The 24,366-nt window shown below is 66.4% G+C and carries 24 protein-coding genes; 11 read left to right on the top strand and 13 right to left on the bottom strand.

What is annotated here, in order from left to right; all coding sequences use genetic code 11:
* The first annotated feature begins 3 nt into the window (after nucleotides 1-3).
* The gene (locus AC13GI_RS08540) at nucleotides 4-1,017 is read left to right on the top strand and encodes an RHS repeat-associated core domain-containing protein (protein WP_482996020.1); all 1,014 of its coding nucleotides are present in this window, start codon (nucleotides 4-6) and stop codon (nucleotides 1,015-1,017) included.
* Between the two features lie 143 nt (nucleotides 1,018-1,160).
* The gene (locus AC13GI_RS08535; RefSeq protein ID WP_133119594.1) at nucleotides 1,161-1,496 is read left to right on the top strand and encodes a hypothetical protein; all 336 of its coding nucleotides are present in this window, start codon (nucleotides 1,161-1,163) and stop codon (nucleotides 1,494-1,496) included.
* A gap of 258 nt (nucleotides 1,497-1,754) precedes the next feature.
* On the opposite strand, the gene AC13GI_RS08530 is transcribed toward AC13GI_RS08535, so the two are convergent.
* The 5 genes from AC13GI_RS08530 to AC13GI_RS08510 all read right to left on the bottom strand — a co-directional run bounded on the left by AC13GI_RS08530 (nucleotide 1,755) and on the right by AC13GI_RS08510 (nucleotide 7,056).
* A complete protein-coding gene (locus AC13GI_RS08530) occupies nucleotides 1,755-3,011 on the bottom strand; it encodes a cysteine desulfurase (RefSeq protein WP_482996019.1) in 1,257 nt (418 codons plus the stop codon).
* The gene (sufD, locus tag AC13GI_RS08525) at nucleotides 3,008-4,270 is read right to left on the bottom strand and encodes a Fe-S cluster assembly protein SufD (protein WP_482996018.1); all 1,263 of its coding nucleotides are present in this window, start codon (nucleotides 4,268-4,270) and stop codon (nucleotides 3,008-3,010) included. Before sufD ends, AC13GI_RS08530 begins: the two co-directional genes overlap by 4 nt.
* A complete protein-coding gene (gene sufC, locus AC13GI_RS08520) occupies nucleotides 4,270-5,034 on the bottom strand; it encodes a Fe-S cluster assembly ATPase SufC (protein ID WP_089239372.1) in 765 nt (254 codons plus the stop codon). The genes sufD and sufC overlap by 1 nt, the downstream gene beginning before the upstream one ends.
* A gap of 73 nt (nucleotides 5,035-5,107) precedes the next feature.
* Complete coding sequence (sufB, locus tag AC13GI_RS08515; protein WP_099819294.1) at nucleotides 5,108-6,583, bottom strand: Fe-S cluster assembly protein SufB; 1,476 nt, start codon at nucleotides 6,581-6,583, stop codon at nucleotides 5,108-5,110.
* 17 nt (nucleotides 6,584-6,600) lie between these two features.
* Nucleotides 6,601-7,056 carry an SUF system Fe-S cluster assembly regulator gene (locus AC13GI_RS08510; RefSeq protein ID WP_025873978.1) on the bottom strand — a complete coding sequence of 152 codons (456 nt, stop codon included), beginning with the start codon at nucleotides 7,054-7,056 and terminating at the stop codon, nucleotides 6,601-6,603.
* 210 nt (nucleotides 7,057-7,266) lie between these two features.
* On the opposite strand from AC13GI_RS08510, the gene AC13GI_RS08505 reads away from it, so the two are divergent.
* A complete protein-coding gene (locus AC13GI_RS08505) occupies nucleotides 7,267-7,734 on the top strand; it encodes an SET domain-containing protein (protein ID WP_010483549.1) in 468 nt (155 codons plus the stop codon).
* A 172-nt stretch (nucleotides 7,735-7,906) separates the two neighbouring features.
* Nucleotides 7,907-8,449, top strand: a complete 543-nt coding sequence (locus AC13GI_RS08500) for a type 1 glutamine amidotransferase domain-containing protein (RefSeq protein WP_482996017.1) — start codon at nucleotides 7,907-7,909, stop codon at nucleotides 8,447-8,449.
* A gap of 101 nt (nucleotides 8,450-8,550) precedes the next feature.
* Here AC13GI_RS08500 and AC13GI_RS08495 read toward each other — a convergent pair whose 3' ends face one another.
* The 4 genes from AC13GI_RS08495 to AC13GI_RS08480 all read right to left on the bottom strand — a co-directional run bounded on the left by AC13GI_RS08495 (nucleotide 8,551) and on the right by AC13GI_RS08480 (nucleotide 10,830).
* Nucleotides 8,551-9,147: a YceB family lipoprotein gene (locus AC13GI_RS08495; protein ID WP_482996016.1), complete on the bottom strand. Its 597-nt coding sequence runs from the start codon at nucleotides 9,145-9,147 to the stop codon at nucleotides 8,551-8,553.
* An 81-nt stretch (nucleotides 9,148-9,228) separates the two neighbouring features.
* Nucleotides 9,229-9,642 carry a hypothetical protein gene (locus AC13GI_RS08490; RefSeq protein ID WP_482996015.1) on the bottom strand — a complete coding sequence of 138 codons (414 nt, stop codon included), beginning with the start codon at nucleotides 9,640-9,642 and terminating at the stop codon, nucleotides 9,229-9,231.
* A gap of 185 nt (nucleotides 9,643-9,827) precedes the next feature.
* Nucleotides 9,828-10,136, bottom strand: a complete 309-nt coding sequence (locus AC13GI_RS08485) for a DUF3861 family protein (protein ID WP_099819298.1) — start codon at nucleotides 10,134-10,136, stop codon at nucleotides 9,828-9,830.
* Nucleotides 10,137-10,428: 292 nt separating this feature from the next.
* Nucleotides 10,429-10,830, bottom strand: coding sequence for an HU family DNA-binding protein (locus tag AC13GI_RS08480; RefSeq protein WP_089239384.1), 402 nt, complete (start codon nucleotides 10,828-10,830; stop codon nucleotides 10,429-10,431).
* A 370-nt stretch (nucleotides 10,831-11,200) separates the two neighbouring features.
* On the opposite strand from AC13GI_RS08480, the gene AC13GI_RS08475 reads away from it, so the two are divergent.
* Nucleotides 11,201-11,632 (top strand): OsmC family protein, encoded by a 432-nt coding sequence (locus tag AC13GI_RS08475; RefSeq protein WP_019659396.1) that lies wholly within the window; start codon nucleotides 11,201-11,203, stop codon nucleotides 11,630-11,632.
* A gap of 83 nt (nucleotides 11,633-11,715) precedes the next feature.
* Here the strand turns inward: AC13GI_RS08475 and AC13GI_RS08470 are convergent, their stop codons facing one another.
* Together AC13GI_RS08470 and AC13GI_RS08465 are read right to left on the bottom strand one after the other, a co-directional pair.
* The gene (locus AC13GI_RS08470) at nucleotides 11,716-12,594 is read right to left on the bottom strand and encodes a PhzF family phenazine biosynthesis protein (RefSeq protein ID WP_482996014.1); all 879 of its coding nucleotides are present in this window, start codon (nucleotides 12,592-12,594) and stop codon (nucleotides 11,716-11,718) included.
* Nucleotides 12,595-12,683: 89 nt separating this feature from the next.
* The gene (locus AC13GI_RS08465; protein WP_482996013.1) at nucleotides 12,684-13,556 is read right to left on the bottom strand and encodes a PhzF family phenazine biosynthesis protein; all 873 of its coding nucleotides are present in this window, start codon (nucleotides 13,554-13,556) and stop codon (nucleotides 12,684-12,686) included.
* Nucleotides 13,557-13,631: 75 nt separating this feature from the next.
* Between AC13GI_RS08465 and AC13GI_RS08460 the strand changes: the two genes are divergently transcribed.
* The 4 genes from AC13GI_RS08460 (at nucleotide 13,632) to AC13GI_RS08445 (ending at nucleotide 19,711) form a co-directional block, all read left to right on the top strand.
* Complete coding sequence (locus AC13GI_RS08460) at nucleotides 13,632-16,226, top strand: bifunctional aspartate kinase/diaminopimelate decarboxylase (RefSeq protein WP_099819301.1); 2,595 nt, start codon at nucleotides 13,632-13,634, stop codon at nucleotides 16,224-16,226.
* A gap of 90 nt (nucleotides 16,227-16,316) precedes the next feature.
* Nucleotides 16,317-17,669, top strand: coding sequence for a UDP-N-acetyl-alpha-D-muramoyl-L-alanyl-L-glutamate epimerase (murL, locus tag AC13GI_RS08455; RefSeq protein WP_482996012.1), 1,353 nt, complete (start codon nucleotides 16,317-16,319; stop codon nucleotides 17,667-17,669).
* The gene (gene murD, locus AC13GI_RS08450) at nucleotides 17,650-19,059 is read left to right on the top strand and encodes a UDP-N-acetylmuramoyl-L-alanine--D-glutamate ligase (protein ID WP_482996011.1); all 1,410 of its coding nucleotides are present in this window, start codon (nucleotides 17,650-17,652) and stop codon (nucleotides 19,057-19,059) included. Before murL ends, murD begins: the two co-directional genes overlap by 20 nt.
* Before the next feature lie 118 nt (nucleotides 19,060-19,177).
* Nucleotides 19,178-19,711 carry a hypothetical protein gene (locus tag AC13GI_RS08445; RefSeq protein ID WP_482996010.1) on the top strand — a complete coding sequence of 178 codons (534 nt, stop codon included), beginning with the start codon at nucleotides 19,178-19,180 and terminating at the stop codon, nucleotides 19,709-19,711.
* 59 nt (nucleotides 19,712-19,770) lie between these two features.
* Here AC13GI_RS08445 and AC13GI_RS08440 read toward each other — a convergent pair whose 3' ends face one another.
* Nucleotides 19,771-20,358: an SMI1/KNR4 family protein gene (locus tag AC13GI_RS08440; protein WP_482996009.1), complete on the bottom strand. Its 588-nt coding sequence runs from the start codon at nucleotides 20,356-20,358 to the stop codon at nucleotides 19,771-19,773.
* Between the two features lie 128 nt (nucleotides 20,359-20,486).
* Here AC13GI_RS08440 and AC13GI_RS08435 point away from each other — a divergent pair, with 128 nt between their 5' ends.
* On the top strand, nucleotides 20,487-21,272 hold the full coding sequence (locus AC13GI_RS08435; protein WP_099819305.1) for a dienelactone hydrolase family protein: 786 nt from the start codon (nucleotides 20,487-20,489) through the stop codon (nucleotides 21,270-21,272).
* Between the two features lie 169 nt (nucleotides 21,273-21,441).
* Here AC13GI_RS08435 and AC13GI_RS08430 read toward each other — a convergent pair whose 3' ends face one another.
* Nucleotides 21,442-22,440: a polyprenyl synthetase family protein gene (locus AC13GI_RS08430; protein WP_099819306.1), complete on the bottom strand. Its 999-nt coding sequence runs from the start codon at nucleotides 22,438-22,440 to the stop codon at nucleotides 21,442-21,444.
* A 215-nt stretch (nucleotides 22,441-22,655) separates the two neighbouring features.
* Here AC13GI_RS08430 and AC13GI_RS08425 point away from each other — a divergent pair, with 215 nt between their 5' ends.
* Nucleotides 22,656-24,269, top strand: a complete 1,614-nt coding sequence (locus AC13GI_RS08425; RefSeq protein WP_482996008.1) for an alpha-glucosidase family protein — start codon at nucleotides 22,656-22,658, stop codon at nucleotides 24,267-24,269.
* Nucleotides 24,270-24,366 lie beyond the last annotated feature (97 nt).

The raw sequence follows: 24,366 nt of genomic DNA, 5'->3' as shown, positions 1-24,366 counted from the left end.
GCCATGAATGGAATCACTTCTCTACTGATTCGCGCAGCGCTTCTTGTGGTGGCGACTATGGCCGGTGCTGCACCGGCTGCGGCCCAGGAAGTGGTGGAATACATCCACACCGACGCCTTGGGCTCACCGGTGGCGATAACCGATGCCACCGGAAATGTAATCGAGCGGAGGGTGTATGAACCGTATGGGGCCGTGGTCAATCGGCCGTTGAAAGATGGTCCTGGGTACACCGGGCATGTGACGGACTCGGGCACAGGTCTGAGCTACATGCAGCAGCGGTACTATGATCCGACAACTTCATCGTTCCTGAGCGTTGATCCGGTTTCGGCTTTCCAGAGCTCGGTGAATGCTTTTGGCCGGTATCGATATGCAAATGCAAACCCATATAGCCTAATCGACCCTGATGGACGGCGAGCGTGCGGGAAGGACTGGGACTGCAGAATGACCGAGAATGCAGGCGGAAAAAGTCTATCTCGCGGGCAGTTGGCGGCAATCAAGAGGGATCCGCAAGCGTACATCGACAGGGCGAACAGTATTCCTAATCGACAAAGTTCGGAGGCTAGATCTGCCAGATACTTTGCGGAAGTTGCGCGGCCTGTAACCAGTGCAACCAATTTGGAAGTAGGGGCTGATATCGCGCAGCTTTCCGATCAGTCTTACACAGCTGTCAACTTTGCTTTGGGTGATGCCACTGCGGGCGCTGGAGCGGGTAGCGTAGTTCAAGGGCAGAACAACTACGCAGGCCCAGGTGTCAGGGTGGCCATTGCCCATACACATCCCGTGAATACAGCATTCAGCTACTGGAAGGGATCCTGTTTTTGCGGTGGTCGATGGGAGGGGAGTCTCTACCGCGGTGATCTGGAGAGAGCAAGATCTGCAGGTGTTAACAGCTATGTGGCCACTCCTAGCGGTTCCGTCATGGGATTCGACTTCAGAGGCATGAATGGAGCGGTCAATGCTAGAACGAGCCCTGGCGCGTACATTGCGGCCGAAGACTACTTCTTTAAGGTGAAATGATGGATCCCAGACGCCGGTGGTTTGCAGTCGTTACGCTAGTTTTCATCCTTGGCGCTTGTTCCTCATCCAGTCAAGATGTGGGCTCCGCGGGAACTCCAAGCGCCTGTAAATTTCGTGGAAATGAGTTGGGAGCTGAAACGTGCATGACCACGATGTCTGCGCTGTTGTCTCAGCCAGAAAAATTTGACGGGCGATTGGTTTCTTTCCATGCATGGATGGATCAGGTCAATGGTGCGATCTTGTTCTTTCCCTCGCGTGATGAACTGGACGCAAGGGACTCATTCAGTTCATTGGTGGCCTATCCAGAATCAAGTCCAGGTGCCTTTCGAGAGATCCCTTCGGTTGAGGATGGGGAGAAAAAATTCTTGCGGGTGACCGGCACGTTTCGCTGGAATCGCGATGGTGCTCCCAGATCCCCAAGTGCTCCAGTGGATGTAGATCGGATGGGTGTAATGGAAGGCGTTCAATTGAGTTTGTAGCGGATGAGTCGATTGGGTTGGTGGCAGGTGCCTGGCGAGCCTTGTTGGTGCGGCTTGTCGTTGCTCGTCTGATGCATAACGGAAGTTCGCGCCTCGCGGGCGTTCTGTGTGGAATTGCATTGGTTGGTATATGTGATTTTTTCTCCGCAAGCCGCCTTTTACGGCCGTCATATAGCGGGTCAATTTGGGAAGTCGCTAGAAGCAAAAACGCCGCGGTCTTCCGCGGCGTTCTCGTCTCTCCCAGCTGCTGCTGGAAACTCACCCCAACAACTTCCGCACCTTCGTCAACGCGGTCATGAACCGCTCGATCTCTTCATGCGTGTTGTAGAACGCCAACGACGCACGGCAGGTCGCCGCCACGCCGTAGTACTGCAGCAGCGGATGCGCACAGTGCTGGCCCGAGCGCACGGCTACACCTTCCAGATCCAGCAGTGTAGCCAGGTCGTGCGCGTGTGCGCCGTCGATCAGGAATGACACCACCGCGGCCTTTTCCGGTGCCTCGCCGATGATGCGCAGGCCATCGACCCGGCGCAGCTCTTCGGTGAAGTGCGCCAGCAGCTCGGCTTCGCGCGCTTCCACGTGGTCCAGGCCGACGTTCTGCAGATAGTCGGCCGCCACGCCGAGGCCGATGAAGCCGGCGATGTTGGGGGTGCCGGCTTCGAACTTGTGCGGGGCATCGTTGAACACGGTGCCGTCGAAGCTGACTTCCTTGATCATCTCGCCGCCGCCCAGGAACGGCGGCATCGCATCCAGGTGCTCGCGACGCGCCCACAGCGCGCCGGTACCGGTCGGGCCGCACATCTTGTGGCCGGTGATGGCGTAGAAGTCGCAACCGATCGCGGTGACATCGACCTTGCGGTGCGGTGCGGCCTGCGAGCCGTCGACCACCGTGATGATGCCGCGCTTGCGCGCTTCGCGGCAGATCTCGCGCACCGGGTTGATGGTGCCGAGCACGTTGGAGACATGGGCCACGGCCAGCAGCTTGACCTCGGGGGTCATCGCCGCACGCAGCCCGTCCAGGTCCAGCGCGCCGTCGGGGGTGATCTCGGCCACGCGGATGGTCGCGCCGGTGCGCTGGGCGACCAACTGCCACGGCACGATGTTGGCGTGGTGCTCCATGCGCGACACCAGGATCACGTCGCCGGCCTTCAGCCGCGGCAGCGCCCAGGAGTAGGCAACGAGATTGATCGCGAAGGTGGTGCCGCTGCACAGCACCAGATCATTACTGCGCACGTTGAGGAAACGGGCCAGCTTGTTGCGCGCGCCCTCGTAGGCGTCGGTGGCCTCGGTGCCCAGCGCATGCACGGCACGGCTGACGTTGGCGTTGTAGCGGCGGTAGAACTCGTCCACCGCGCCGATCACCTGCACCGGCTTCTGGCCGGTGTTGGCGTTGTCGAAATAGACCAGCGGCTTGCCGTGCACTTCGCGCATCAGCAGCGGGAAGTCCAGGCGTACGCGCGCCCAGTCGGGGGCGTCGGCGGGTGCTTCGATCGGTCGCGGGGTGGACAGGTTCATGCCACGCCCGCCTCGGCCAGCGCCTTGTCCAAGCGCCGTGCCAGCTGCTCGCGCAGCGCTTCGGGCAGCACCTTCAGCGGTTCGTGGCAGAACGCGGCGCTCAGCAGCGCCTGCGCCTGGGCCTGCGGCAGGCCGCGCGAGCGCAGGTAGAACAACGCGTTGGCGTCGAGCTGGCCGACGGTGGCACCGTGTGCGGCCTTCACTTCGTCGGCGTCGATCACCAGCGTCGGCTGGGTATCGATCTCGGCGTCGGCCGACAGCAGCAGGTTCTTGTTGGACAGGTTGGCGTCGGTGCCATCGGCGCCGGCACGGATCTGGATGCCGCCATGGAACACCACGCGGCTGCGGTTGGCGGCCACGCCACGCCACTGCAGCTCGGCGCTGGTGTCGCGGGCGATATGGTCGATGCCCAGACGGGTATCGACGTGTCGACGGCCGGTGCCGAGCAGCACGCCATTGGCGGTCAGCTGGGCGTTGTCGCCTTCCAGACGCACGTTCAGTTCATGGCGGCTGAGCGCGGCACCCAGCTCCAGGTCCACGCGGTGGTACTGCGCGTCCTTGGCCAGTACCGCGTCGGTACGCAGGAAGCTGGTCTGGCGCGCGCTGCCCGCCTGCACGCGGGCGTGCTTGAGCACCGCATCGCGGGCGACGTGGGCGTGCAGCACGGTGTTGTCCAGGTGCGCCGAGTCACCGACGCTGAAGCGGTGCTCGACCACGCCCAGGCTGGCGCCCGCACGCAGTTCGATCAGGTGGCGGTGGTGCCAGGCCAGGTCGGTGTCGCCAGCGACGCTGGCGAACACCAGCTGCAGCGGCACCTCGACCTGCACGCCGTCGTCCACGCGCAGCACCACGCCTTCATCGGCGAGGGCAGCGTTGAGGCGGGCGAATACTTCGTCACTGCGCTCATAGCGGCGGCCGAGGAAGCGTACGGCGTCCTCGCCAGCGGCCAGTGCGGAAGACAGCGTTTCCAGCTGCACGCCGGCCGGCAGGCCCTGCACGTCGCTCAGCGCGTCGTCGAGGCGGCCATTGACGAACACCAGGCGCGGTGCCGGGATGTCCTCCAGCACGGCGACATCCAGCAGCGCCGGGGCCAACGGCGCGGCCGTGAAACTGCGGCGCTCCAGCTGGCGCAGCGAGGTGTACTTCCAGCTTTCGCTGCGTGCGCCGGGCAGGCCGTCGCGCAGCACGCTGTCGAGCACTTCGCGGCGCGCATCGCTGCCGCAGAAGGCCTGGGCCATGGAGTCGAGCAGGGCGCTCATCAGACCGCCGCCTCGGGCACGACCCGGTCCTTCAGGAAGTCATAGCCGTGCGCTTCCAGTTCCAGCGCCAGTTCCGGGCCACCGCTCTTGACGATGCGGCCATCGGCCAGCACGTGCACCACGTCCGGCTTGATGTAGTCCAGCAGGCGCTGGTAGTGGGTGATGACCAGGAACGAGCGGTCCGCGCTGCGCAGCGCGTTGACGCCGTCGGCCACGCTCTTCAGCGCATCGATGTCCAGGCCCGAATCGGTTTCGTCCAGGATCGCCAGCTTCGGCTCCAGCACGGCCAGCTGGAAGATCTCGTTGCGCTTCTTCTCGCCACCGGAGAAGCCTTCGTTGACGCCACGGTGCAGCAGTTCGTCCTTCAGGTGCAGCACGGCCAGCTTCTGCCGAACCAGCTTGAGGAACTGCATGGAATCCAGTTCTTCCTCGCCGCGTGCCTTGCGCTGTGCATTCAGCGCGGCGCGCAGGAAGTAGGTGTTGTTCACGCCGGGGATTTCCACCGGGTACTGGAACGCCAGGAACAGACCGGCAGCGGCGCGCGCTTCCGGGTCCTGGTCGAGCAGGTCGACGCCTTCGAACTGCACGCTGCCTTCGGTGACCTCATAGCCGTCACGGCCGGCCAGAACATTGCCCAGGGTGGACTTGCCGGCGCCGTTGGGGCCCATGATGGCGTGCACCTGGCCGGGCTTCACTTCCAGGGACAGGCCCTTGAGGATTTCCTTGTCGCCGATGCGGGCGTGGAGGTTTTCGATCTTCAGCATGGTGGGGGTTTCCGTGGTGCGGGCCGCGGCCCGCCGGTAAAAAGAATGCGTTGTGCGAGGGCAGGGCGGGCGATCAGCCCACCGAACCTTCCAGCGAGACTTCCAGCAGCTTCTTGGCTTCCACCGCGAATTCCATCGGCAGTTCGCGGAACACCTGCTTGCAGAAGCCGTCGACGATCATCGACACCGCGTCTTCCTGGCTGATGCCACGGGCGCGGCAGTAGAACAGCTGGTCGTCGGAGATCTTCGAGGTGGTGGCCTCGTGCTCGACGGTCGCGCCCGGGTTCTTCACCTCGATGTAGGGGAAGGTGTGGGCGCCGCACTGCTTGCCGATCAGCAGCGAATCGCACTGGGTGTAGTTGCGCGCGCCGTCGGCATTGCGGTCGATCTTCACCAGGCCGCGGTAGGTGTTCTGGCCGCGGCCGGCGCTGATGCCCTTGCTGATGATCTTGCTCTTGGTGCGCTTGCCGACGTGGATCATCTTGGTGCCGGTGTCGGCCTGCTGGCGATGGTGGGTCAGCGCCACCGAGTGGAACTCACCCACCGAATCGTCGCCCAGCAGCACGCAGGACGGATACTTCCAGGTGATCGCCGAGCCGGTCTCGACCTGGGTCCAGGTGACCTTGCTGCGCGCGCCACGGCATTCGGCACGCTTGGTGACGAAGTTGTAGATGCCGCCGACGCCGTTCTCATCGCCCGGGTACCAGTTCTGCACGGTGGAATACTTGATCTCGGCATCGTCCAGCGTCACCAGTTCGACCACCGCGGCGTGCAGCTGGTTCTCGTCGCGCATCGGCGCGGTGCAGCCTTCCAGGTAGGACACGTACGCCTTCTCTTCGCAGATGATCAGCGTGCGCTCGAACTGGCCGGTGTGGCCGGCGTTGATGCGGAAGTAGGTGCTCAGTTCCATCGGGCAACGCACGCCCTTGGGAATGAACACAAAGCTGCCATCGGAGAACACCGCCGAATTGAGCGCGGCGAAGTAGTTGTCGCCGACCGGCACCACGGTGCCCAGGTACTGGCGCACCAGTTCCGGGTGTTCCTTGATGGCTTCGGACATCGAGCAGAAGATCACTCCCTTCTCGGCCAGCTCCTTGCGGAAGGTGGTACCGACGGAGACCGAATCGAACACCGCATCCACGGCCACGCCGGCCAGCTTGGCGCGTTCGTGCAGCGGCACGCCCAGCTTGTCGTAGGTGTCCAGCAGTTCCTTGGGCACGTCATCCAGCGAGGCGTACTTCGGGCCCTTCGGCGCGGAGTAATAGCTGAGCGCCTGCAGGTCGATCGGGGCGATCTGCAGCTTGGCCCAGTTCGGCATCGGCATGGTCAGGAAGTGGCGGTAGGCGTCCAGGCGCCACTGCGTCATCCATTCCGGCTCCTCCTTCTTCGCCGACAGGGCGCGGATGGTGTCCTCGTCCAGGCCGGCGGGAAGGGAGTCCGACTCGATGTCCGTGATGAAGCCGGCCGAATACTTGCGACCGAGCTGCTCGTGGATCTCGCGGTTGGGGGTGTCGTCGCTGGCGACGGTTTCGATGGTTTCGGTGGCCATGGGGGGCTGCCTACGGATCAGGAGACGACGTCGACAGCGATGGTGCGGCGCTGTTCTTCGTCGACAAGGGGAAGAGGGGGCAGGATCTGCGCCAGGCTGACATCGCGCAGGGCCTCGGAGACCACGTCGTTGATCAGCCGCCAGCTGCTGCGTGCGCCGCACTTGGGCGCCATGCCGCACTGGTGGTGGTCGTGGCTGCACTCGGTCAGGGCCAACGGCCCTTCCATGGCTTCGACCACTTCAAACAGCGAGATCTCGATCGATGGACGGGTCAGCCGGTAGCCGCCGCGGACGCCGCGCAGGCCTTCGACCAGGCCGGCCTGGGCCAGTGGCTTGAGCACCTTGCTGACGGTGGGCGGCTCCAGACCGGTGAATTCGGCCAGCTCGGTGGCACTGAGCACCTCGCCCGGACGGGCGGCGAGCACGGTCAGTACGACGGTGGCGTAATCGGTGAGCTTGGTGACGCGCAACATGGGATGCGAGTGGTTCTTAAAGCGGACTGAAATTGTACGCTTTTATTCGCCGGCATCCAACCCGGCCATTCAGCGGGCGCTTGGGGCCGGCTGCAGGTCGGCGGCCGAGGGCGGCCGACGGGGCGACATGCTGGGGCATGGGGGTGATTTTCGCAATCACCCGGAATGGGCGAGAATCAACGTTCCTTTCGCTGCAAACGTCTCTTGCCGATGCCCAAGAAGATCCAAGCCCGCAAGTCCGCCATCCACGGCAACGGTGTGTTTTCCGTGGCCCCGATCAAGCAGGGCGAGCGCGTGATCCAGTACAAGGGCCTGCTGCGCAGCCACGGCGATGTCGATGCCGATGACAGTGGCGATGTGGAAAGCGGCCATACCTTCCTGTTCACCCTCAACGACGACTGGGTGATCGATGCCAACTACAAGGGCAACGACGCGCGCTGGATCAACCACAGCTGCGACCCGAACTGCGAGGCGGTGATCGAGGAAGACGAAGACGGTGACAGCCGCGGCGACAAGGTGTTCATCGAGGCGCTGCGCGACATCAAGGCCGGCGAAGAGCTGACCTACAACTACGGCATCACCCTGGCCGAGCGGCATACGGCCAAGCTGAAGAAGATCTGGGAGTGCCGCTGCGGTTCGCCCAAGTGCACCGGCACGATGCTGCAGCCCAAGCGTTGATCCGCTAGCGCCGGGCCATGCCCGGCGAGCGCGAGGCGCGGGCCGAATCAGAAGCCGCCGGGCATGGCCCGGCGCTACCCGTGCGTTTCTCCACCTGCCGTGCACGGCCGGGTCACCGTCGTTCAATGCGCCTTCGCCCACCCTGTCCGCTCCCCTTCATCTGGAGCACGACATGACTCAGCGCCTACGCGGCAAGCAGATCGCCATCCTCGCCACGCACGGTTTCGAGCAGTCCGAACTGATCGAACCCAAGCACCTGCTGGAAGCGGAGGGCGCGCGCGTGAGCGTGGTGTCGCCGGCCAAGGAGGCGAGCATCAAGGGCTGGAAGGACAAGGACTGGGGCGATTCGGTCGCCGTGGATCAGCCGCTGGACGAGGCCGATGCCGGCCGCTTCGATGCGCTGGTGCTGCCCGGCGGCGTGATCAATCCGGACACCCTGCGTACCAACGAAGCGGCATTGGACTTCATCCGCGGCGTGGCCGAGGCCGGCAAGCCGGTGGCGGCGATCTGCCACGGCCCCTGGCTGCTGATCAACAGCGGGCTGGCCAAGGGACATGAGGTAACGTCGTGGCCGTCGCTGCAGCAGGACCTGGCCAATGCCGGCGCGCGCTGGCGCGACGCGGAAGTGGTGGTGGACGGCAACCTGATCACCAGCCGCAAGCCGGATGACATTCCCGCTTTCAGCGAGGCGCTGGTGAAGGCGCTGGCGGCGTGATGGTGTGATGCGGTAGCGCCGGGCCGTGCCCGGCGAGTGCGAAGCGCGGAAAGGGCAGAAGCCGCCGGGCATGGCCCGGCGCTACCGCATCTGGCGGCTGCTTATTTGCCCAGGACGCCGGCCGGCACCAGGTTGCCCAGGTTCTGGTTGAAGGTCACCACCAGCTTGCCGTTCTTCACCTGCGCCGACTGCACCTGCAGGGCACCGAGCAGGCCGGCCACGGCCGGGTCCAGCTTGTAGATCGGTTCGCGCTGGGCGTAGTCGCTCAGCCATGCGTTCAGCAGGCCGCGGGTACGCGAGTCAAGGTGGCCGCCTTGGCTGGCCGGGGTGAAGTCGTCCACGCTCGGCTGCTGCAGGTGGAAGCCCTGGGTCTGCGCGTCATAGCGCAGGCCGCTGCTGAGCTTCACCGTACCCAGCTTGGCCGGGTTGCCGCCCGCAGTGGCCAGCGCCACGTCCATGCCCAGGTTCAATCGTTCGCCTGCCGGCAGGCTCAGCTGCGGGTGGCTCATGGTCAGCGCGATCAGGCCGCCCAGTGCGTCCTGGGTGCGCGGGAAGCTGCCGTCCAGGTACTGCTGCACGTCGCTGGCGCCGACCGCCAGTTCACGACCGGAGATCGAAGGGGCGGCCTGCGCACCGATCGCGGCAGCAATCAGCACGGTCGAGGCGGCAAGGCGGGTCATCAGGGAACGCAGGCGCATGGTGGTGACCGGAAGAAGGATCGAAGAGGCCTACAGAGTAGCTTTGCCCGCTGAATCGCGGGTACACACCGCTGCAACGGTTCAGTCCAGCGTTGGCTGCAGGCTGGCCGACTGGATCTGCCAGGCGCGGCCGTCGGCACTGGGCTGTACGCGGTACCAGCCGTGGTAGCGGAAGGTGCCCTCGGCGGTCACCGCGCGGATCTTCACCGGCACCTGCAGCAGGCGCGGCGGCTGGCCATCGTCGCGCGGCACCGCCACATCACTGTCCAGGCGCAGGTTGCGTACGTCGGGCAGCAGGCGCAGCACGGCGTCGTCAGCGTGATGCGGGTCGGCCGGGGCATAGGCCCAGGCCGCATCGCTGCGCGCCTTGTTCTGGTTGAGCAGGTCGAGCATGTAGCGGTTGAGCATCGCTGCGGGCGATTCGCTGCCGATGGCAACGGCGCCATACAGTGGGTCGATGGTGATGGCGTCGAGGGAAGCTGCCTCCGATGCCACTTCCGTCATTGGTGCGGAAGCGGTGGTTGCGGCGGGGGCTGAGTCTGGTGTCGTGGAATCCGCCTGAGGCGGCGGGTTGGAACACCCCACCGCAAGCAACGGGATCAACAAGCAAAGAAAACCGCGCATGTCTGCCTCCTCCCCGAGGCGACCTGGAAGGCGGCAGTGTAGCGGCCGGGGCCGCCTCAGCGCGAAGAGGGAAGCTGCTCCAGCGCATCCAGCGCCGGCAGCACCTGGGCGGCGATAGCGGCCAGCGCATGCCCGTCGGTGTCCGCATGGCGCTGCACGATGTCACGCAGCAGCTGGGTCGCCACCACCAGGGTGGCACGTTCGTCGCCGCTCAGCCCGGCCGTGCGCGGGGCTGATTCCAGCAGGCGCATCAGGTCGCGGCTGGCGCGGTGTTCCAGTTCGATGGTGCAGCGCCCGGTGCACTGGTGCCCGTCCTTTTCGATCGGGGTCACCGAGATCCGGTAGCGGGTGGAGGGGCTGGCCATGAGGGGTGCTCGCGCTGGTGGGGAGGAATGGCTCCACCATAGGCAAGGCATCGGTCGGCGGCGATGGCCGGGGCTGCACGCAGTGTTCCACCCGGTTCGTTCCTGCACTGGAAAAACAGCGACGCGGCCATGGGCGGCGGGCCTGTGCGGGTGATTGCGTGGGCGCGGGAAACGCTGTGTTGCGGGGTCGCAGGGGCGGCATCCACGCGTGGCGTGGATCTACTGGAGAGCGGGCAAAAAAAAACGGGACGGCCAAGGCCGTCCCGTCAGGTATCCGCTGCAGGGCGCGCGCTTAGAGCGCAGCGTCCTTGAGCTTCTTCAGCGGGCGAACCTTGAGCTTGGTGGTGGCCGGCTTGGCGGCGAACCACTGCTCTTCCTTGGTGAACGGGTTGATGCCCTTGCGCTTCGGCTTGGCTGCCACATTGACGGTGCTGATCTTCAGCAGGCCCGGCAGGGTGAACGAGCCGGCGCCCTTTTTGTGCACCGAAGCGGCGACAGCGCCTTCCAGCGAGGCCAGCACAGCGCGGACGTCCTTGGCGACAACGCCGGAGACTTCAGCGATGTGTGCAACCAGGCCCGACTTGGTCAGCACTTCCTTGATCGGCTTCGGAGCGGCCGGCTTGGCGGCGGCAGCCTTCGTCGCGACTTTCTTCACTGCCTTCTTCGGGGCAGCCTTCTTAGCGGTCTTTGCCATGGTTTCCTGTTCCGTGAACGGTTGGTTGTTTGGTCGGCGCCGAACCCCGTCGGCAAGCGCAATGTAGGGCAACTCTTGGGCGCCGCCAATAGCCTGGAGCGCTGAAAGTGCATGTTTTTTCATATCCAGGCCGATTCAGTACATGGCCGGCCGTGGGGGAAGCGGGGGCGGTGGTGCACTGCATTGCGCTGTTGTTGTTTTCGGTCGGGTTGGCGAAATGACTGAAAACAAGGGAAAAATCGCCGGAGTGATGGCGAAGAAGTGTCCACTCGCTGGCTCGGGACAGGCGCGGCGCATGCGGCGGAGCGACGCAGGGCTAACGCGGTGCGTGCCAGGGTATTGGTTCATCGCAGCCACAACGGAGCAGGACATGGGAATCTCGCGACACGCTACCGCGCATTGGGAAGGCGACCTGAAGTCGGGCAAGGGCCAGTTGAGCACGCCACAGAGCGGTCTGCTGGACAAAACCCGCTACGGCTTCAACAGCCGTTTCGGTGATGAAAAGGGCACCAACCCCGAGGAACTGATCGCTGCCGCGCACGCCGGTTGTTTCACCATGGCGCTGTCGGCCAAGCTCGGCGAAGCCGGGTTCACCCCGACCTCGCTGGATACTGAAGCCAAGGTCGATCTGTCGATGGAAGGCGGCCCGCAGCTGTCGCAGATCCGGCTGAAAGTGAAGGCGGTGGTGCCCGGAATCGATGCGACGCAGTTCCGCGCGATCGCCGATGACGCCAAGCAGAACTGCCCGGTTTCCAAGGCGCTGAGCGCAGTGCCGATCAGTCTGGAAGCCGAGCTGGGCTGAGAAGTTGGTAGCGCCGGGCCATGCCCGGCGAGCGCGGCGGAAAGACGCCGGGCATGGCCCGGCGCTACCCCGCGTGCGGGCAATCACCAGTCGATGGTGCCGGAAATCACCGTCTGCACCTGGCCGCCGGACCAGACCTCGCCGTCTTCGTCGACCAGCAGGGTCAGGCGTGCATCGTGGCCGACTTCGCGGCCTTGGCTGACTTCGAAGGGCTGGCGGCCGCGCGGCAGGGCATCACGCAGGTCCAGCCAGGCCGCCAGCACGGCGTTGGCCGCGCCTGAAGCCGCATCCTCGAAGCGGCGTCCATTGCCGACGAAGGCGCGCACGGCCAGGTCGTAGCCTTCGCTGCCATCGGCAAAGGCATAGGCGAACACGCCCATGCTGTCGGTCGATTCAGCCAGCGTGGCGATCGCGTCCCAATCGGGGCGCAGGGCGCGCAACGCGGCTTCGTCCGCAACCTGCACGACCCACCAGCTGCGACCGCCCTGCATGCGCGCCGGTGGCAGCGCACCCAGCGGCCAACCCTGCACGGCGGGCTGCAGGCGCGGATCGTCGGCTGCCGCGGTCTCGGCCAGCTGTGCACGCGGCGTACGGATGGCGATGCGCTGCTGCGCGCCTTCACCGGTCACGCGCAGTGGCAGCGCCCCGGCGATGCCGTCCTGTACCAGCAGCCCATCGAGGGGCAGGGCGAGGCCCGCCTGCAGTACCGCATGGGCGGTGCCGACGCTGGGATGGCCGGCGAACGGCACTTCCTTCTGCGGGCTGAACATGCGCAGCCGGTAGCTGGCGCCGGGGCCCTGTGGCGGGAACACGAAGGTGGTTTCGGGCAGGCGGGTCCAGCGGGCGATGGCCTGCATTGCCGCATCGTCCAGGCCTTCGGCATCGAGCACGACAGCCAGCGGATTGCCAGCGCCCGGGCGCGGGGAAAACACATCCAGCTGCAGGAAACGGCGTGCGGACATCAGGCGGGAACTCCAGGAAACAGGCCGCATAGGGTAGCGCGGGGCCGTGCCCCGCGAGCGCGCAGCGCGGCAGGCCGCCGGGGGCGACGCTACCAGCGGATGTTGCCGTCGATCACCGGCTGCACCTGCCCACCGATCCATACCGTGCCCTGTGCATCGACAGTGACCTGGACGCGGCCGTCGCGGCCGACCTCGCGGCCCTGGCTGGCCACATAGCTCCCGTTCTCGCCGGGCAACGCATTGCGCTGCCGCAGCCAGGCGCCGATCAGCGCGTTGACGCTGCCGGTCACCGGATCCTCGGGCACGTTGGGGGCATCGGCAGGGCAGAACGCACGCACCACCAGGTCATGGCCGGTACCGGGTTCGAGCGCGAACACCGCTGCGCCGAGCGCATCGGTGGCCATGCTCCAGTCGCGCAGGGCGGCCATGTCCGGTACCAGCGTGCGTACGGCGTCGGCATCGCGCAGCGGCAGCAGCCACCAGCGCGGGCCGTTTTCCCAGAGTTCGGCGCACTGGCCTTCAGCGGTGGCGGCGCGCAGCGCTTCCGGGACGGCGCCCGGTGCTGTCGGCAGCAGGCGCGCCGCTGGGCTGGCCAGGCGGATGGTGGGCGCGTTGGCCGGGCCCGTGACCTGCACCGGCAGCAGGCCGGCCGCGCACTGCTGCAGCAGGGCCCCGTCGCGTGGCTGCACCAGACCGCAGGTGACCGCCGCCCAGGCGGCACCCACGCTGGGATGGCCGGCAAAGGGCAGCTCGCTGGCGGGGGTGAAGATGCGGACGTGGTAGTCGGCGCCGGCAGCGGTGGGGCGCAGGAAGAACACGGTCTCGGACAGGTTCAGCCAGGCGGCCAGGGCCTGCATGCGGTCGGTGGACAGCCCATCCGCGTCGAACACGACACCGAGCGGGTTGCCGGTACCGGGGTGGTGGGCGAAGACATCGAGCTGCAGGTAACGGTAGGCGGTCATTGACGGGTGTATTGGGCTTAGAATCGAAGGTTCCGCCCCCAAGGGCGGCTTCCCCACATTACACATAGCCTATCCATGTCAGCTTCCCCCCTTGTCGATCGTTGGATCGTACTGAAGTTCGGCGGCACCTCGGTGTCGCGTCGCCACCGCTGGGACACGATCGGGAAGCTGGCGAAAAAACGGGCGGAAGAGACCGGATCGCGCGTGCTGGTGGTGGTTTCGGCGTTGTCCGGGGTCACCAACGAACTGACCGCGATTGCCGATGGCGCGCCGGACAGCCGCGATCGCGTGGCGGCGCTGGTCGAACGCCACCAGGGGTTCCTGGAAGAGCTGGGCCTCGGCACCGAGGTGCTGGCCGAGCGCCTGGCCGCACTGCAGGGCCTGCTGGACGACCCGCGTGCGCCCAACCGTCCGCTGGACTGGCAGGCCGAAGTGCTGGGCCAGGGTGAACTGCTGTCTTCCAGCCTGGGCGCGGCCTACCTGCGCGCCAGCGGCCTGGATTTCGGCTGGATGGATGCGCGCCAGTGGCTGGACGCGCTGCCACCGCAGCCGAACCAGAGCGACTGGTCGCAACGCCTGTCGGTGAACTGCCAGTGGCGTGCCGATGCCGAGTGGGCGCAGCGCTTCCGTGCGCAGCCCACGCGCCTGCTGATCACCCAGGGTTTCATCTCGCGTCATGCCGACGGTGGCACCGCCATTCTCGGTCGCGGCGGTTCGGATACCTCGGCGGCGTACTTCGGTGCGCTGCTCGGCGCCAGTCGCGTGGAGATCTGGACCGATGTACCGGGCATGTTCAGCGCCAACCCCAAGGACGTACCGGACGCGCGTCTGCTGACCCGCCTGGATTATTACGAAGCGCAGGAAATCGCCACCACCGGCGCCAAGGTGCTGCACCCGCGCTCGATCAAGCCGTGCCGCGATGCCGGCGTGCCGATGGCGATCCTCGATACCGAGCGCCCGGAACTGCCGGGTACCAGCATCGACGGCAACGCCGCGCCGGTGCCGGGGGTGAAGGCGATCAGCCGTCGCAACGGCATCGTGCTGGTGTCGATGGAAGGGATCGGCATGTGGCAGCAGGTCGGCTTCCTCGCCGATGTGTTCGGCCTGTTCAAGAAGCACGGCCTGTCGGTGGACCTGATCGGTTCGGCCGAGACCAACGTCACCGTGTCGCTGGATCCGTCCGAGAACCTGGTCAACACCGATGTGCTGGCCGCGCTGTCGGCCGACCTGTCGCAGATCTGCAAGGTCAAGGTGATCGTGCCGTGCGCGGCGATCACCCTGGTCGGCCTGGGCATGCGCTCGCTGCTGCACAAGCTGTCGGACGTCTGGGCGACCTTCGGTCGTGAGCGCGTGCACATGATCTCGCAGTCGTCCAACGACCTGAACCTGACCTTCGTCATCGACGAAGCCGATGCCGATGGCCTGCTGCCGATCCTGCACGCCGAACTGATCGACAGCGGCGCGATGCCGGTGGAAGAGACCGAAGTATTCGGCCCGCGCTGGCGCGAAATCGCCGGCACCGTGCGTCCGCGTGGTACGCCGTGGTGGCGCGGCCAGCGGGCGCACCTGCTGCAGCTGGCCGATGCCGGCACACCGCGCTACGTCTACCACCTGCCGACGGTGCGGGCGCGTGCCCGCGCGCTGGCGGCGATCAAGCCGATCGACCAGCGCTACTACGCGATCAAGGCCAACAGCCATCCGGCCATCCTTCAGCTGCTGGAAGCCGAAGGTTTCGGCCTGGAGTGCGTGTCGCACGGTGAGCTGAAGCATGTGTTCCAGGCCATTCCGGAACTGTCGCCCAAGCGCGTGCTGTTCACCCCCAGCTTCTGCCCGCGCAGCGAGTACGAAGCGGCGTTCGCGCTGGGCGTGACCGTCACCGTCGACAACGTCGAAGCCCTGCAGCGCTGGCCGGACCTGTTCCGCAACCGCGAGCTGTGGCTGCGCGTGGACCTGGGCCGTGGCGAAGGCCACCACGCCAAGGTCCGCACCGGTGGCAAGGAATCCAAGTTCGGCCTGCCGATCGCGCGCGTGGACGAGTTCGTGCGCGCGGCCACCGAGCTGGGCACCCGCGTGGTCGGCCTGCATGCGCACCTGGGCAGTGGCGTGGAAACAGCCCAGCACTGGCGCCTGATGTGCGATGAGCTGGCCGGTTTCGCGCGCCGTATCGGCAGCGTGCACACCATCGACATCGGTGGTGGCCTGCCGATTCCGTACAGCGACGAAGACGAGCCGTTCGACCTGGAGGCCTGGGCCGAGGGCCTGGCCGAGGTCAAGGCGCTGCATCCGGCGTTCCGCCTGGCGATCGAGCCGGGTCGCTTCCTGGTGGCCGAATCGGGCGTGCTGCTGACCCACGCCACCCAGGTGGTGGAGAAGGACGGCGTGCGCCGCGTCGGCCTGGATGCCGGCATGAACACGCTGATGCGCCCGGCCCTGTACGACGCCTGGCACGACATCGAGAACCTCAGCCGCCAGGGCGGTTACGCCGAAGCCGCGTTTGATGTGGTCGGTCCCATCTGCGAATCCAGCGATGTGTTCGGCAAGCGCCGCAAGCTGCCGGTGTCGACCGCGCCGGACGATGTGATGCTGATCGCCGACGCCGGCGCGTACGGCTATGTGATGTCCAACACCTACAACCAGCGGGCGATGCCGCGCGAGGACGTGATCGAATGATTGCCGCCTTGCGCGCCCTGCACCCGCCCACCGACACGTCCCGCGCCTGCGCGCGGGCACGTGCCTGACCGTGCTTGAACTGGATTCACCATGACTGCTTTCGATAAACACCAGGTTTCCCGCTTCCGCTTCGTCCGCTGCGAATTCGCCGCGGACACCGGCGTGGCCAAGCTGGTCTACGCCTTCGATGACGGCCCGGAGATGGTGGAAACCGTGACCGTGCCGGGCGCCCCGTTCGTACTGGAACCGGCCCGTGCCGACGCCGTGCAGCGCGCGCTGCGGCTGCTGCACCTGATTGCCGGCGTGAGCTACTACAAGGCCGGTGTGCCCGATACGGTCAGCATCGACAGCTACAGCATCGACGCCGATACGGCGGCGCTGGTGGAAACCATCTACCTCAACGGCCTGGGCGAATTCGCCTACCGCAACGGCCTGAACCTGCGCGGTCGCTTCCGCCTGCCGGTACAGGGTCAGCCGGTGCAGGCACCGGAGCTGGGCTTGCAGGCGCATGCGCTGGTCGCCATCGGTGGCGGCAAGGATTCGCTGGTCAGCATCGAAGCACTGCGTCGCGCCGGCGTGGACGAGACGGTGACCTGGATCGGTGGTTCGCAGTTGATCCGCGCCTGCGCCGAACGCACCGGCCTGCCGACCCTGAACCTCGGCCGCGCGCTGGCACCGGAGCTGTTCGAGCTCAACCGTCAGGGCGCCTGGAACGGGCACATCCCGGTCACCGCGGTGAACTCGGCGATCATGGTGCTGGCGGCAGTGCTGCAGGGCGTGGACCAGGTGGTGTTCTCCAACGAACGTTCGGCCAGCTACGGCAGCCAGATTCCGGGCACCGGCGAGGTCAACCACCAGTGGTCGAAGGGCTGGGCGTTCGAGCAGGCCTTTGGCGAGTACGTGCAGAAGCAGGTAGCCGCTGATCTGCAGTACTACTCGCTGCTGCGGCCGATGTCGGAGCTGGCGGTGGCCCGCCAGTTCGCCAAGAGCGATTTCTACGACGCGCATTTCTCCAGCTGCAACCGCAACTTCCACATCCTTGGCGAGCGCCCGGTGAACCGCTGGTGCGGCGTCTGCCCGAAGTGCCACTTCGTGTTCCTGGCGCTGGCCCCGTTCATGCCGAAAACCCGCCTGGTGCGCATCTTCGGCCGCAACCTGCTGGATGACATCGAGCAGGCCGGTGGCTTCGACGCGCTGCTGGAATTCCAGGACCACAAGCCGTTCGAATGCGTGGGCGAAGGCCGCGAATCGCGTGCGGCGATGGCAACCCTGGCGCAGCGCCCGGAGTGGAGGGAAGACGCGCTGGTGAAGCGTTTCTGCAATGAAATCCGGCCGCAGCTGGATGCAGCCGAACTGGAGCTGGCACCGTTGATGCAGCTGCAGGGCGAACATCGTATTCCGGCGGCGCTGTGGGAACGGGTGCGTGAAGATTTCGCAGCTTGAAGGCAAGCGCGTAGCGCTGTGGGGCTGGGGACGTGAGGGGCGTGCTGCGTTTGCAGTGCTGCGCGCGCGCCTGCCGTCGCTTGGCCTGAGCTTGTTCTGCCCGGCCGCCGAGGTCGAGGCCGCGCGTGCGGAAACGCAGGGCGCGCTGGATGTCCGCGGCGAACCCACGGCCGAAGCACTGGCTTCTTTCGAGGTGGTGATCAAGTCGCCCGGGATCAGCCCGTATCTGCCGATCGCGTTGGCGGCGGCGGAGCAGGGCACCGCCTTCATCGGTGGCACGGCGTTGTGGTTTGCCGAACATGCCGATGCCGAAGGCACCGTGCGCGACACCATCTGCGTGACCGGCACCAAGGGCAAGAGCACCACCACCGCGCTGGTCGCGCACCTGCTGCGCGCAGCCGGGCATCGCACCGGTCTGGTCGGCAACATCGGCCTGCCGCTGCTGGAAGTGCTGGACCCGCAACCGGCGCCTGCGTACTGGGCGGTGGAGCTGTCCAGCTACCAGACCGGCGAGGTCGCGCGTAGTGGTGCGCACCCGCAGGTGGCCGTGGTGCTGAACCTGTTCCCGGAACATCTGGACTGGCACGGCAGCGAACAACGCTACATCGAAGACAAGCTGCAGCTGGTGACCGGCGCCGCGCCGCACGTTGCCGTGCTCAATGCCGCGGACCCGCATCTGGCCGCGCTGTCGTTGCCCGCCAGCGAGGTGGTCTGGTTCAACCAGCCGCAGGGCTGGCATATGCGCGGCGACATCGTGCATCGCGGCGAGCAGGGGGTGTTTGATACCCGCAACACGCCGCTGCCGGGGCGCCACAACCGCGGCAACCTGTGCGCGGTGCTGGCCGCACTGGAGGCGCTGGGCCTGGATGCGGTGGCGCTGGCGCCAGCCGTGCAGGATTTCCGGCCGCTGCCGAACCGCCTGCAGCGGATTGGCGAGGCCGATGGCCTGACCTACGTCAACGATTCGATCAGCACCACGCCGCACGCCAGCCTGGCCGCGCTGGAGTGCTTCGCCGGCCAGCGCATCGCGCTGCTGGTCGGCGGGCATGATCGCGGGCTGGACTGGACCGACTTCATGCAGCACATGGCGCACGACGTGCCGCCGGTGGAGATCGTGACCATGGGCAGCAACGGCCCACGCATCCACGCGATGCTGCAGCCGCTGGCCGACGCCGGCCGTTTCGGCCTGCATGCTGCTGCCGATCTGCCCGACGCGATGGCGCTGGCGCGTCGCGCACTGGGCGAGCAGGGTGGGGTGGTGCTGCTGTCGCCGGGCGCGCCGAGCTATGGCGCCTATCGCGATTACGTCGCACGCGGGCGGCATTTCGCCGAGCTGGCCGGGTTCGACCCGGACACCATCAGCGCGATTCCGGGTATCGGGATCGGCTGAGGGGTCGGATCCCTTTCCGCAGGAAAGGGCTCTGACCCCGGATTGACCCCGCATGCATCCATCCACGCATGGCGTGGATCTACCATGTGTTGATTCCTGGACTGGCCTGGTGGACCGCATGTGCACCTTCATTACCCTGTTCCTGCCTGCTTCGTTGCCGCACGTTGACGCCGCCGCGATCATGGAACGCAGCGGCCGGCGGTTGTTCGTGCAGGATTCACCCAGCCTGCAGGCGGCCGTCGGCCCCGGCTGGCAGCCCTGGCTGAGCGCGGGCCACTGCGATTGCGGTACGGCGCTGGCCTCGGCGCGGGCCGAACCGGAGTGGGAGGGCGATGCCGAACGCTGGCGCAAAAAGGGCTGGAGTGAGGCCAAGATCGCCCGCGCGCTGGCTGAGCAGTTGGCGCGACATGAGCAGGATCAGCAGGGGCGCCAGGATGAAGCCCTGGGCGATGCCGGGCAATGGCTGCAGCGCATTGATGCGCTGCTGCAGTCCGGGGCCGCGCGCATTGGCTTGCTGGTACGCGATTACGACGGTTCGGTGGGCGCCCGGCAGCCGAAACCGCCGGAACGTCATTGGTCGCGGGATCAGCTGGAGGCGGCGGACCTGCTGGCATTTGAGCCTGGGACGTTGCATTGGATCGAACGCGGGTGAAACCGCCATCCACGCATGGCGTGGATCTACTGTAGAGCCGAGCCTACGCTCGGCTGCCTTCATTCGTCTTCGTTGATGAACGCGTAATCGCGATCAATCAACTGCTGCAGATACGCATCAAAGCTGGGCGCGATGACTACGTAGCTGTCCGGGTCGTGCAGATAGCGCACCACCTGGCCAACGCTGCCGCCCGGCGCAGGATCGAAATCCAGATACAGCATCGAGGTGCCGCCGTTGTTCATGCAGTGCGAGAAGCACAGCCGGCGGTTCATTGGCAGGTCGGCGTCGATGCCTTCGCCGAGGATGTCCGGTTCGTCATCCAGCCATTCTTCGTAGATGGAGCGGATGCTGTCGTCCCACTGCTGCTGGTCCTCGAAGATCTGTGCCACCGAGCGCAGGTAGTAGGGATAGTCGCCCACGTCCGAGCCCAGCATCAGCACACAGACCTCGCCTTTCGGGTATTCGCGATAGTGCGTGCCATCCACGCGCGACAGCAGCTCCACCAGGCTGTCGGGAACCTGCGGCCACTGCGAGCGCAGGCGTTGCAGATCGGCCTCGCTGGCACCTTCGGTCCATGCCCATTGCGGGGCATCGTCCTCGGGCAAGCGCGGGATCAGGCCAGACAGAAAGCGATCAACAAGGTTCATGCAGAGAGGGGACGGAGGGGATCAGGTCGTATCCAACCACACCTGCGTCACGCAGCCAATGCAGAATGCGACGCGGGAGGGGCGATTACGGCTTAATCCCCTCCGTCCCCTCTTTCTGGAGCAGGCGCATGAACCGTTGGCGTTGCGGTGTGGCGATGGTACTGGGGCTGGCGGCGATGCCAGCGTGGGCGGCGATGAAGACGCAGCCGGTGGAGTGGAAACACCAGGGTACGACCTTCAGCGGTGTGCTGGTCTATGACGATGGCGACCATGACAAGCGCCCTGGCCTGGTGATGGTGCCGAACTGGAAGGGCGTGAACGAATCGGCCATCGAGAAGGCCAAGCAGCTGGCGGGCGATGACTACGTGGTGCTGGTGGCCGATGTGTATGGCAAGGGCGTGCGACCGAAGACCGATGCCGAGGCCGGGCCGGTGGCGACCAAGCTGCGCAACGACCGGCCGCTGCTGCGGGCGCGGGCACTGGAGGCGGTGAACGTGTTGAAGGCGCAGGCGGGCAAGGCACCGCTGGATGCCAGCCGGATCGGCGCGGTGGGCTTCTGCTTCGGTGGCACCACGGTGTTGGAACTGGCCCGTGCCGGTGCGCCGCTGGCAGGTGTGGTCAGCCTGCATGGCGGGCTCGGGTCGCCCTTGCCGGCGCAGGCCGGTGGCAGCCATCCTTCGGTGCTGGTGTTGAACGGCGCCGACGACAAGAGCGTAACCGCAGAGGACATCGGCAGCTTCCAGAAGGAAATGGACGCGGCCAAGGTGGACTGGGAGTTCACCAACTACAGCGGTGCGGTGCACTGCTTTGCCGAGCGCGATGCCAACAGCCCGCCGGGCTGCCAGTACAACGAGCGTGCGGCGAAGCGTGCCTGGAAGGCGCTGGATGAGTTCTTCGAGGAGCGTTTCATGTAGTGCCGACCAACGGTCGGCACCCACCGATGTTTCCGTGCCGCCCACGGGGCGGCGCCCCCGGTTGTTCCGGTCCCCCCCACGGGGGGCCACCCACCGATGTTTCCGTGCCGACCAACGGTCGGCACCCACCTGCCCTGGTAGGTGCCGACCGTGGGTCGGCACTCCTTCATCAATGCGAACGCTGTACCGCGTAACGGGCCAGGCCGCGCAGGGCGGCGACGGCGTCGTTGTCGGCCAGGCCGTCGAGCGCGCGTTCGGCGGCTTCCGCATATTCCTCGGCACGACGGCGGCTGTAGTCCAGGCCGCCGGTGGCGTGGATCGCGGCCAGCACTTCCGGCATCGCCGAGGCGTCGCCGTTCTGCACGATCTCGCGCAGGCGCTGGCGAGTGGCTTCATCCGAATGCGCCATCGCGTGGATCAGCGGCAGCGTCGCCTTGCCCTCGGCCAGGTCGTCACCGAGGTTCTTGCCCAGCTCGTCGGCGTTGGCCGAGTAGTCCAGCACGTCATCGGCGATCTGGAAGGCGTAGCCCAGGTGCATGCCGTAGTCGTACAGGGCCTGCTGGGTGGCTTCATCGACGCCGCTGGCCAGTGCGCCCAGGCGGGTGCCGGCGGCGAACAGCACCGCGGTCTTGCGCTCGATCACACGCAGGTAGGCCGCTTCGTCGGTGTCCGGGTTGTGCACGTGCAGCAGCTGCAGCACTTCGCCTTCGGCGATGCGGTTGGTGGTGTCGGCCAGGATCTGCATCACCGACATCCGGTCCAGCTCGACCATCAACTGGAAGCTGCGCGAGTACAGGAAGTCGCCCACCAGCACGCTCGGCGCGTTGCCCCACAGCGCATTGGCGGTGCTGCGGCCGCGGCGCAGGCTGGATTCGTCCACCACGTCGTCGTGCAGCAGGGTGGAGGTGTGGATGAACTCGATGATCGCGGCCAGCTGGTGGTGCTCGGGGCCGGCGCCGCCGACGGCATGGCCGGCCAGCATCACCAGCATCGGCCGCAGGCGTTTGCCGCCCGCGGAAATGATGTGGTCGGCGATCTGGTTGATCAGCACCACATCCGAGGACAGCCGGCGGCGGATCAGGGCATCGACGGCAGCCATGTCGGCTGCGGCAAGCGACTGGATCTGGGACAGGCCCAGGGCGGGACGGGTGTCTTCAGTGATGGTCATGCGATCAGGCTTTCAGGCTCATCCCTGATTATAGGCGTTGCCTGTGAATTGGGGAGGAAACCGGTTCCCAGGCCGCCGCTGCGGACCGCCGAGCACGGCGTCCGGCGTGAATACGTATGCAGGCGGCGCCATCGTCCCGGGCCGCCGCTAAGCTTGCGGGAGTTGGTTTTCGGCCCGCTTGCAGCGGGTCCCGCATGCCCGGAGGGGGGCTGTCGATGTCGCACTATCCATGGTGGCGCGGAGCCGTCATCTACCAGATCTACCCGCGCAGTTTCCTCGACGCCAACGGCGACGGGGTAGGCGACCTGCCGGGCATCATCCAGCGCCTGGACCATATCGCCGCGCTGGGTGTGGATGCGATCTGGATCTCGCCGTTCTTCCGATCGCCGATGGCCGACTTCGGCTATGACATCGCCGACTACCGCGATGTCGATCCACTGTTCGGCAGCCTGGACGACTTCGACCGGCTGCTGGCCAAGGCGCATGGTCTTGGCCTGAAGGTGATGATCGACCAAGTGCTCAGCCATACCTCGATCGAGCATGCCTGGTTCCGCGAGAGCCGGCAGGACCGCAGCAATCCGAAGGCGGACTGGTATGTGTGGGTGGATCCACGCGAGGACGGCACGCCCCCCAACAACTGGCTGTCGCTGTTCGGCGGCGGCGCCTGGCAGTGGGAGCCGCGCCGCGAGCAGTACTACCTGCACAACTTCCTGGTGGACCAGCCGGACCTGAATTTCCACCACCCGGAGGTGCAGCAGGCGACCCTGGACAACGTGCGCTTCTGGCTGGACCGGGGCGTGGATGGCTTCCGCCTGGATGCGATCAACTTCTGCTTCCATGACGCGCAGCTGCGCGACAACCCGCCCAAGCCGGCCGACAAGCGCGTCGGCCGCGGCTTCAGCGCGGACAACCCGTACGCCTACCAGTACCACTATTACAACAGCACCCAGCCGGAGAACCTGCCGTTCCTGGAGCAGCTGCGTGCCCTGCTGGACGAGTACCCGGGGGCGGTGAGCCTGGGCGAGATCTCGTCGGAGGACTCGCTGGCGACCACCGCCGAATACACCCAGGATGGCCGCCTGCACATGGGCTACAGCTTCGAGCTGTTGGTCAACGACTACAGCGCGGCCTACATCCGCGACACGGTGTCGCGCCTGGAAGCGGCGATGACCCAGGGCTGGCCGTGCTGGGCGGTGTCCAACCACGATGTGGAGCGGGCGGTCAGCCGCTGGGGTGGGCATCCGGCCGACCCGCGACTGGCGCGGATGCTGGTGGCGCTGCTGTGCTCACTGCGCGGTTCGGTCTGCCTGTACCAGGGCGAGGAACTAGGCCTGGCCGAGGCCGAGGTGCCGTTCGAGGCGCTGCAGGACCCGTATGGCATCACCTTCTGGCCGAACTTCAAGGGGCGCGACGGCTGCCGCACGCCGCTGCCGTGGATCGACGCGCCGCTGGCCGGCTTCACCACCGGCAAGCCGTGGCTGCCGATCCCGGCCGAGCACCAGGCGGCGGCCGTGGCGGTGCAGGCGCAGGATCCGCAGTCGGTGCTGTCGGCCTTCCGCGGTTTCCTGGCCTGGCGCCGCACCCAGCCGGCCCTGCTGCACGGTGACATCCGGTTCCTGGACAGTGCCGAGCCAGTGCTGCTGTTCGAGCGTATGCTTGCAGATGAAACTCTCCTGCTGGCCTTCAACCTGTCGGCCGAGGCGGTGACCCATCCGCTGCCCGCGGGTACCTGGCAGCAGGTGGCCGTACCGGGCCCGGATGCGGGGACGGTACAGGGCAACGAACTCCAGCTGCCGCCGCGCGCGGTGTATTGCGCACGACGCAGCTGACCGATTTCTCCGGTGGCGGTACTTGCCGGGACGGGGCCGAAGCGCCCCGTCCCTTTTTTGTGGGCGCGGTTGCGGTGTAGAGCATCCACGCATGGCG

Source organism: Stenotrophomonas sp. 82F1 (genome assembly GCF_056861525.1).
The sequence above is the reverse complement of the archived record's forward strand: the minus strand, read 5'-3'. Positions and strand labels throughout refer to the sequence as shown.

Bases quoted from the DNA above. Each gene is read 5' to 3' on its own strand.
- AC13GI_RS08475 (WP_019659396.1), top strand. From the start codon at position 11,201: ATGGGAATCTCGCGACACGCTACCGCGCATTGGGAAGGCGACCTGAAG.
- AC13GI_RS08435 (WP_099819305.1), top strand. From the start codon at position 20,487: ATGAACCGTTGGCGTTGCGGTGTGGCGATGGTACTGGGGCTGGCGGCG.
- AC13GI_RS08425 (WP_482996008.1), top strand. From the start codon at position 22,656: ATGTCGCACTATCCATGGTGGCGCGGAGCCGTCATCTACCAGATCTAC.
- AC13GI_RS08540 (WP_482996020.1), top strand. From the start codon at position 4: ATGAATGGAATCACTTCTCTACTGATTCGCGCAGCGCTTCTTGTGGTG.
- AC13GI_RS08440 (WP_482996009.1), bottom strand. From the start codon at position 20,358: ATGAACCTTGTTGATCGCTTTCTGTCTGGCCTGATCCCGCGCTTGCCC.
- AC13GI_RS08460 (WP_099819301.1), top strand. From the start codon at position 13,632: ATGTCAGCTTCCCCCCTTGTCGATCGTTGGATCGTACTGAAGTTCGGC.
- sufB (WP_099819294.1), bottom strand. From the start codon at position 6,583: ATGGCCACCGAAACCATCGAAACCGTCGCCAGCGACGACACCCCCAAC.
- AC13GI_RS08485 (WP_099819298.1), bottom strand. From the start codon at position 10,136: ATGGCCAGCCCCTCCACCCGCTACCGGATCTCGGTGACCCCGATCGAA.
- AC13GI_RS08505 (WP_010483549.1), top strand. From the start codon at position 7,267: ATGCCCAAGAAGATCCAAGCCCGCAAGTCCGCCATCCACGGCAACGGT.
- AC13GI_RS08510 (WP_025873978.1), bottom strand. From the start codon at position 7,056: ATGTTGCGCGTCACCAAGCTCACCGATTACGCCACCGTCGTACTGACC.
- AC13GI_RS08480 (WP_089239384.1), bottom strand. From the start codon at position 10,830: ATGGCAAAGACCGCTAAGAAGGCTGCCCCGAAGAAGGCAGTGAAGAAA.
- AC13GI_RS08500 (WP_482996017.1), top strand. From the start codon at position 7,907: ATGACTCAGCGCCTACGCGGCAAGCAGATCGCCATCCTCGCCACGCAC.
- AC13GI_RS08465 (WP_482996013.1), bottom strand. From the start codon at position 13,556: ATGACCGCCTACCGTTACCTGCAGCTCGATGTCTTCGCCCACCACCCC.
- AC13GI_RS08470 (WP_482996014.1), bottom strand. From the start codon at position 12,594: ATGTCCGCACGCCGTTTCCTGCAGCTGGATGTGTTTTCCCCGCGCCCG.
- AC13GI_RS08430 (WP_099819306.1), bottom strand. From the start codon at position 22,440: ATGACCATCACTGAAGACACCCGTCCCGCCCTGGGCCTGTCCCAGATC.
- sufC (WP_089239372.1), bottom strand. From the start codon at position 5,034: ATGCTGAAGATCGAAAACCTCCACGCCCGCATCGGCGACAAGGAAATC.
- AC13GI_RS08495 (WP_482996016.1), bottom strand. From the start codon at position 9,147: ATGCGCCTGCGTTCCCTGATGACCCGCCTTGCCGCCTCGACCGTGCTG.
- AC13GI_RS08530 (WP_482996019.1), bottom strand. From the start codon at position 3,011: ATGAACCTGTCCACCCCGCGACCGATCGAAGCACCCGCCGACGCCCCC.
- AC13GI_RS08535 (WP_133119594.1), top strand. From the start codon at position 1,161: ATGACCACGATGTCTGCGCTGTTGTCTCAGCCAGAAAAATTTGACGGG.
- AC13GI_RS08445 (WP_482996010.1), top strand. From the start codon at position 19,178: ATGTGCACCTTCATTACCCTGTTCCTGCCTGCTTCGTTGCCGCACGTT.
- sufD (WP_482996018.1), bottom strand. From the start codon at position 4,270: ATGAGCGCCCTGCTCGACTCCATGGCCCAGGCCTTCTGCGGCAGCGAT.
- murL (WP_482996012.1), top strand. From the start codon at position 16,317: ATGACTGCTTTCGATAAACACCAGGTTTCCCGCTTCCGCTTCGTCCGC.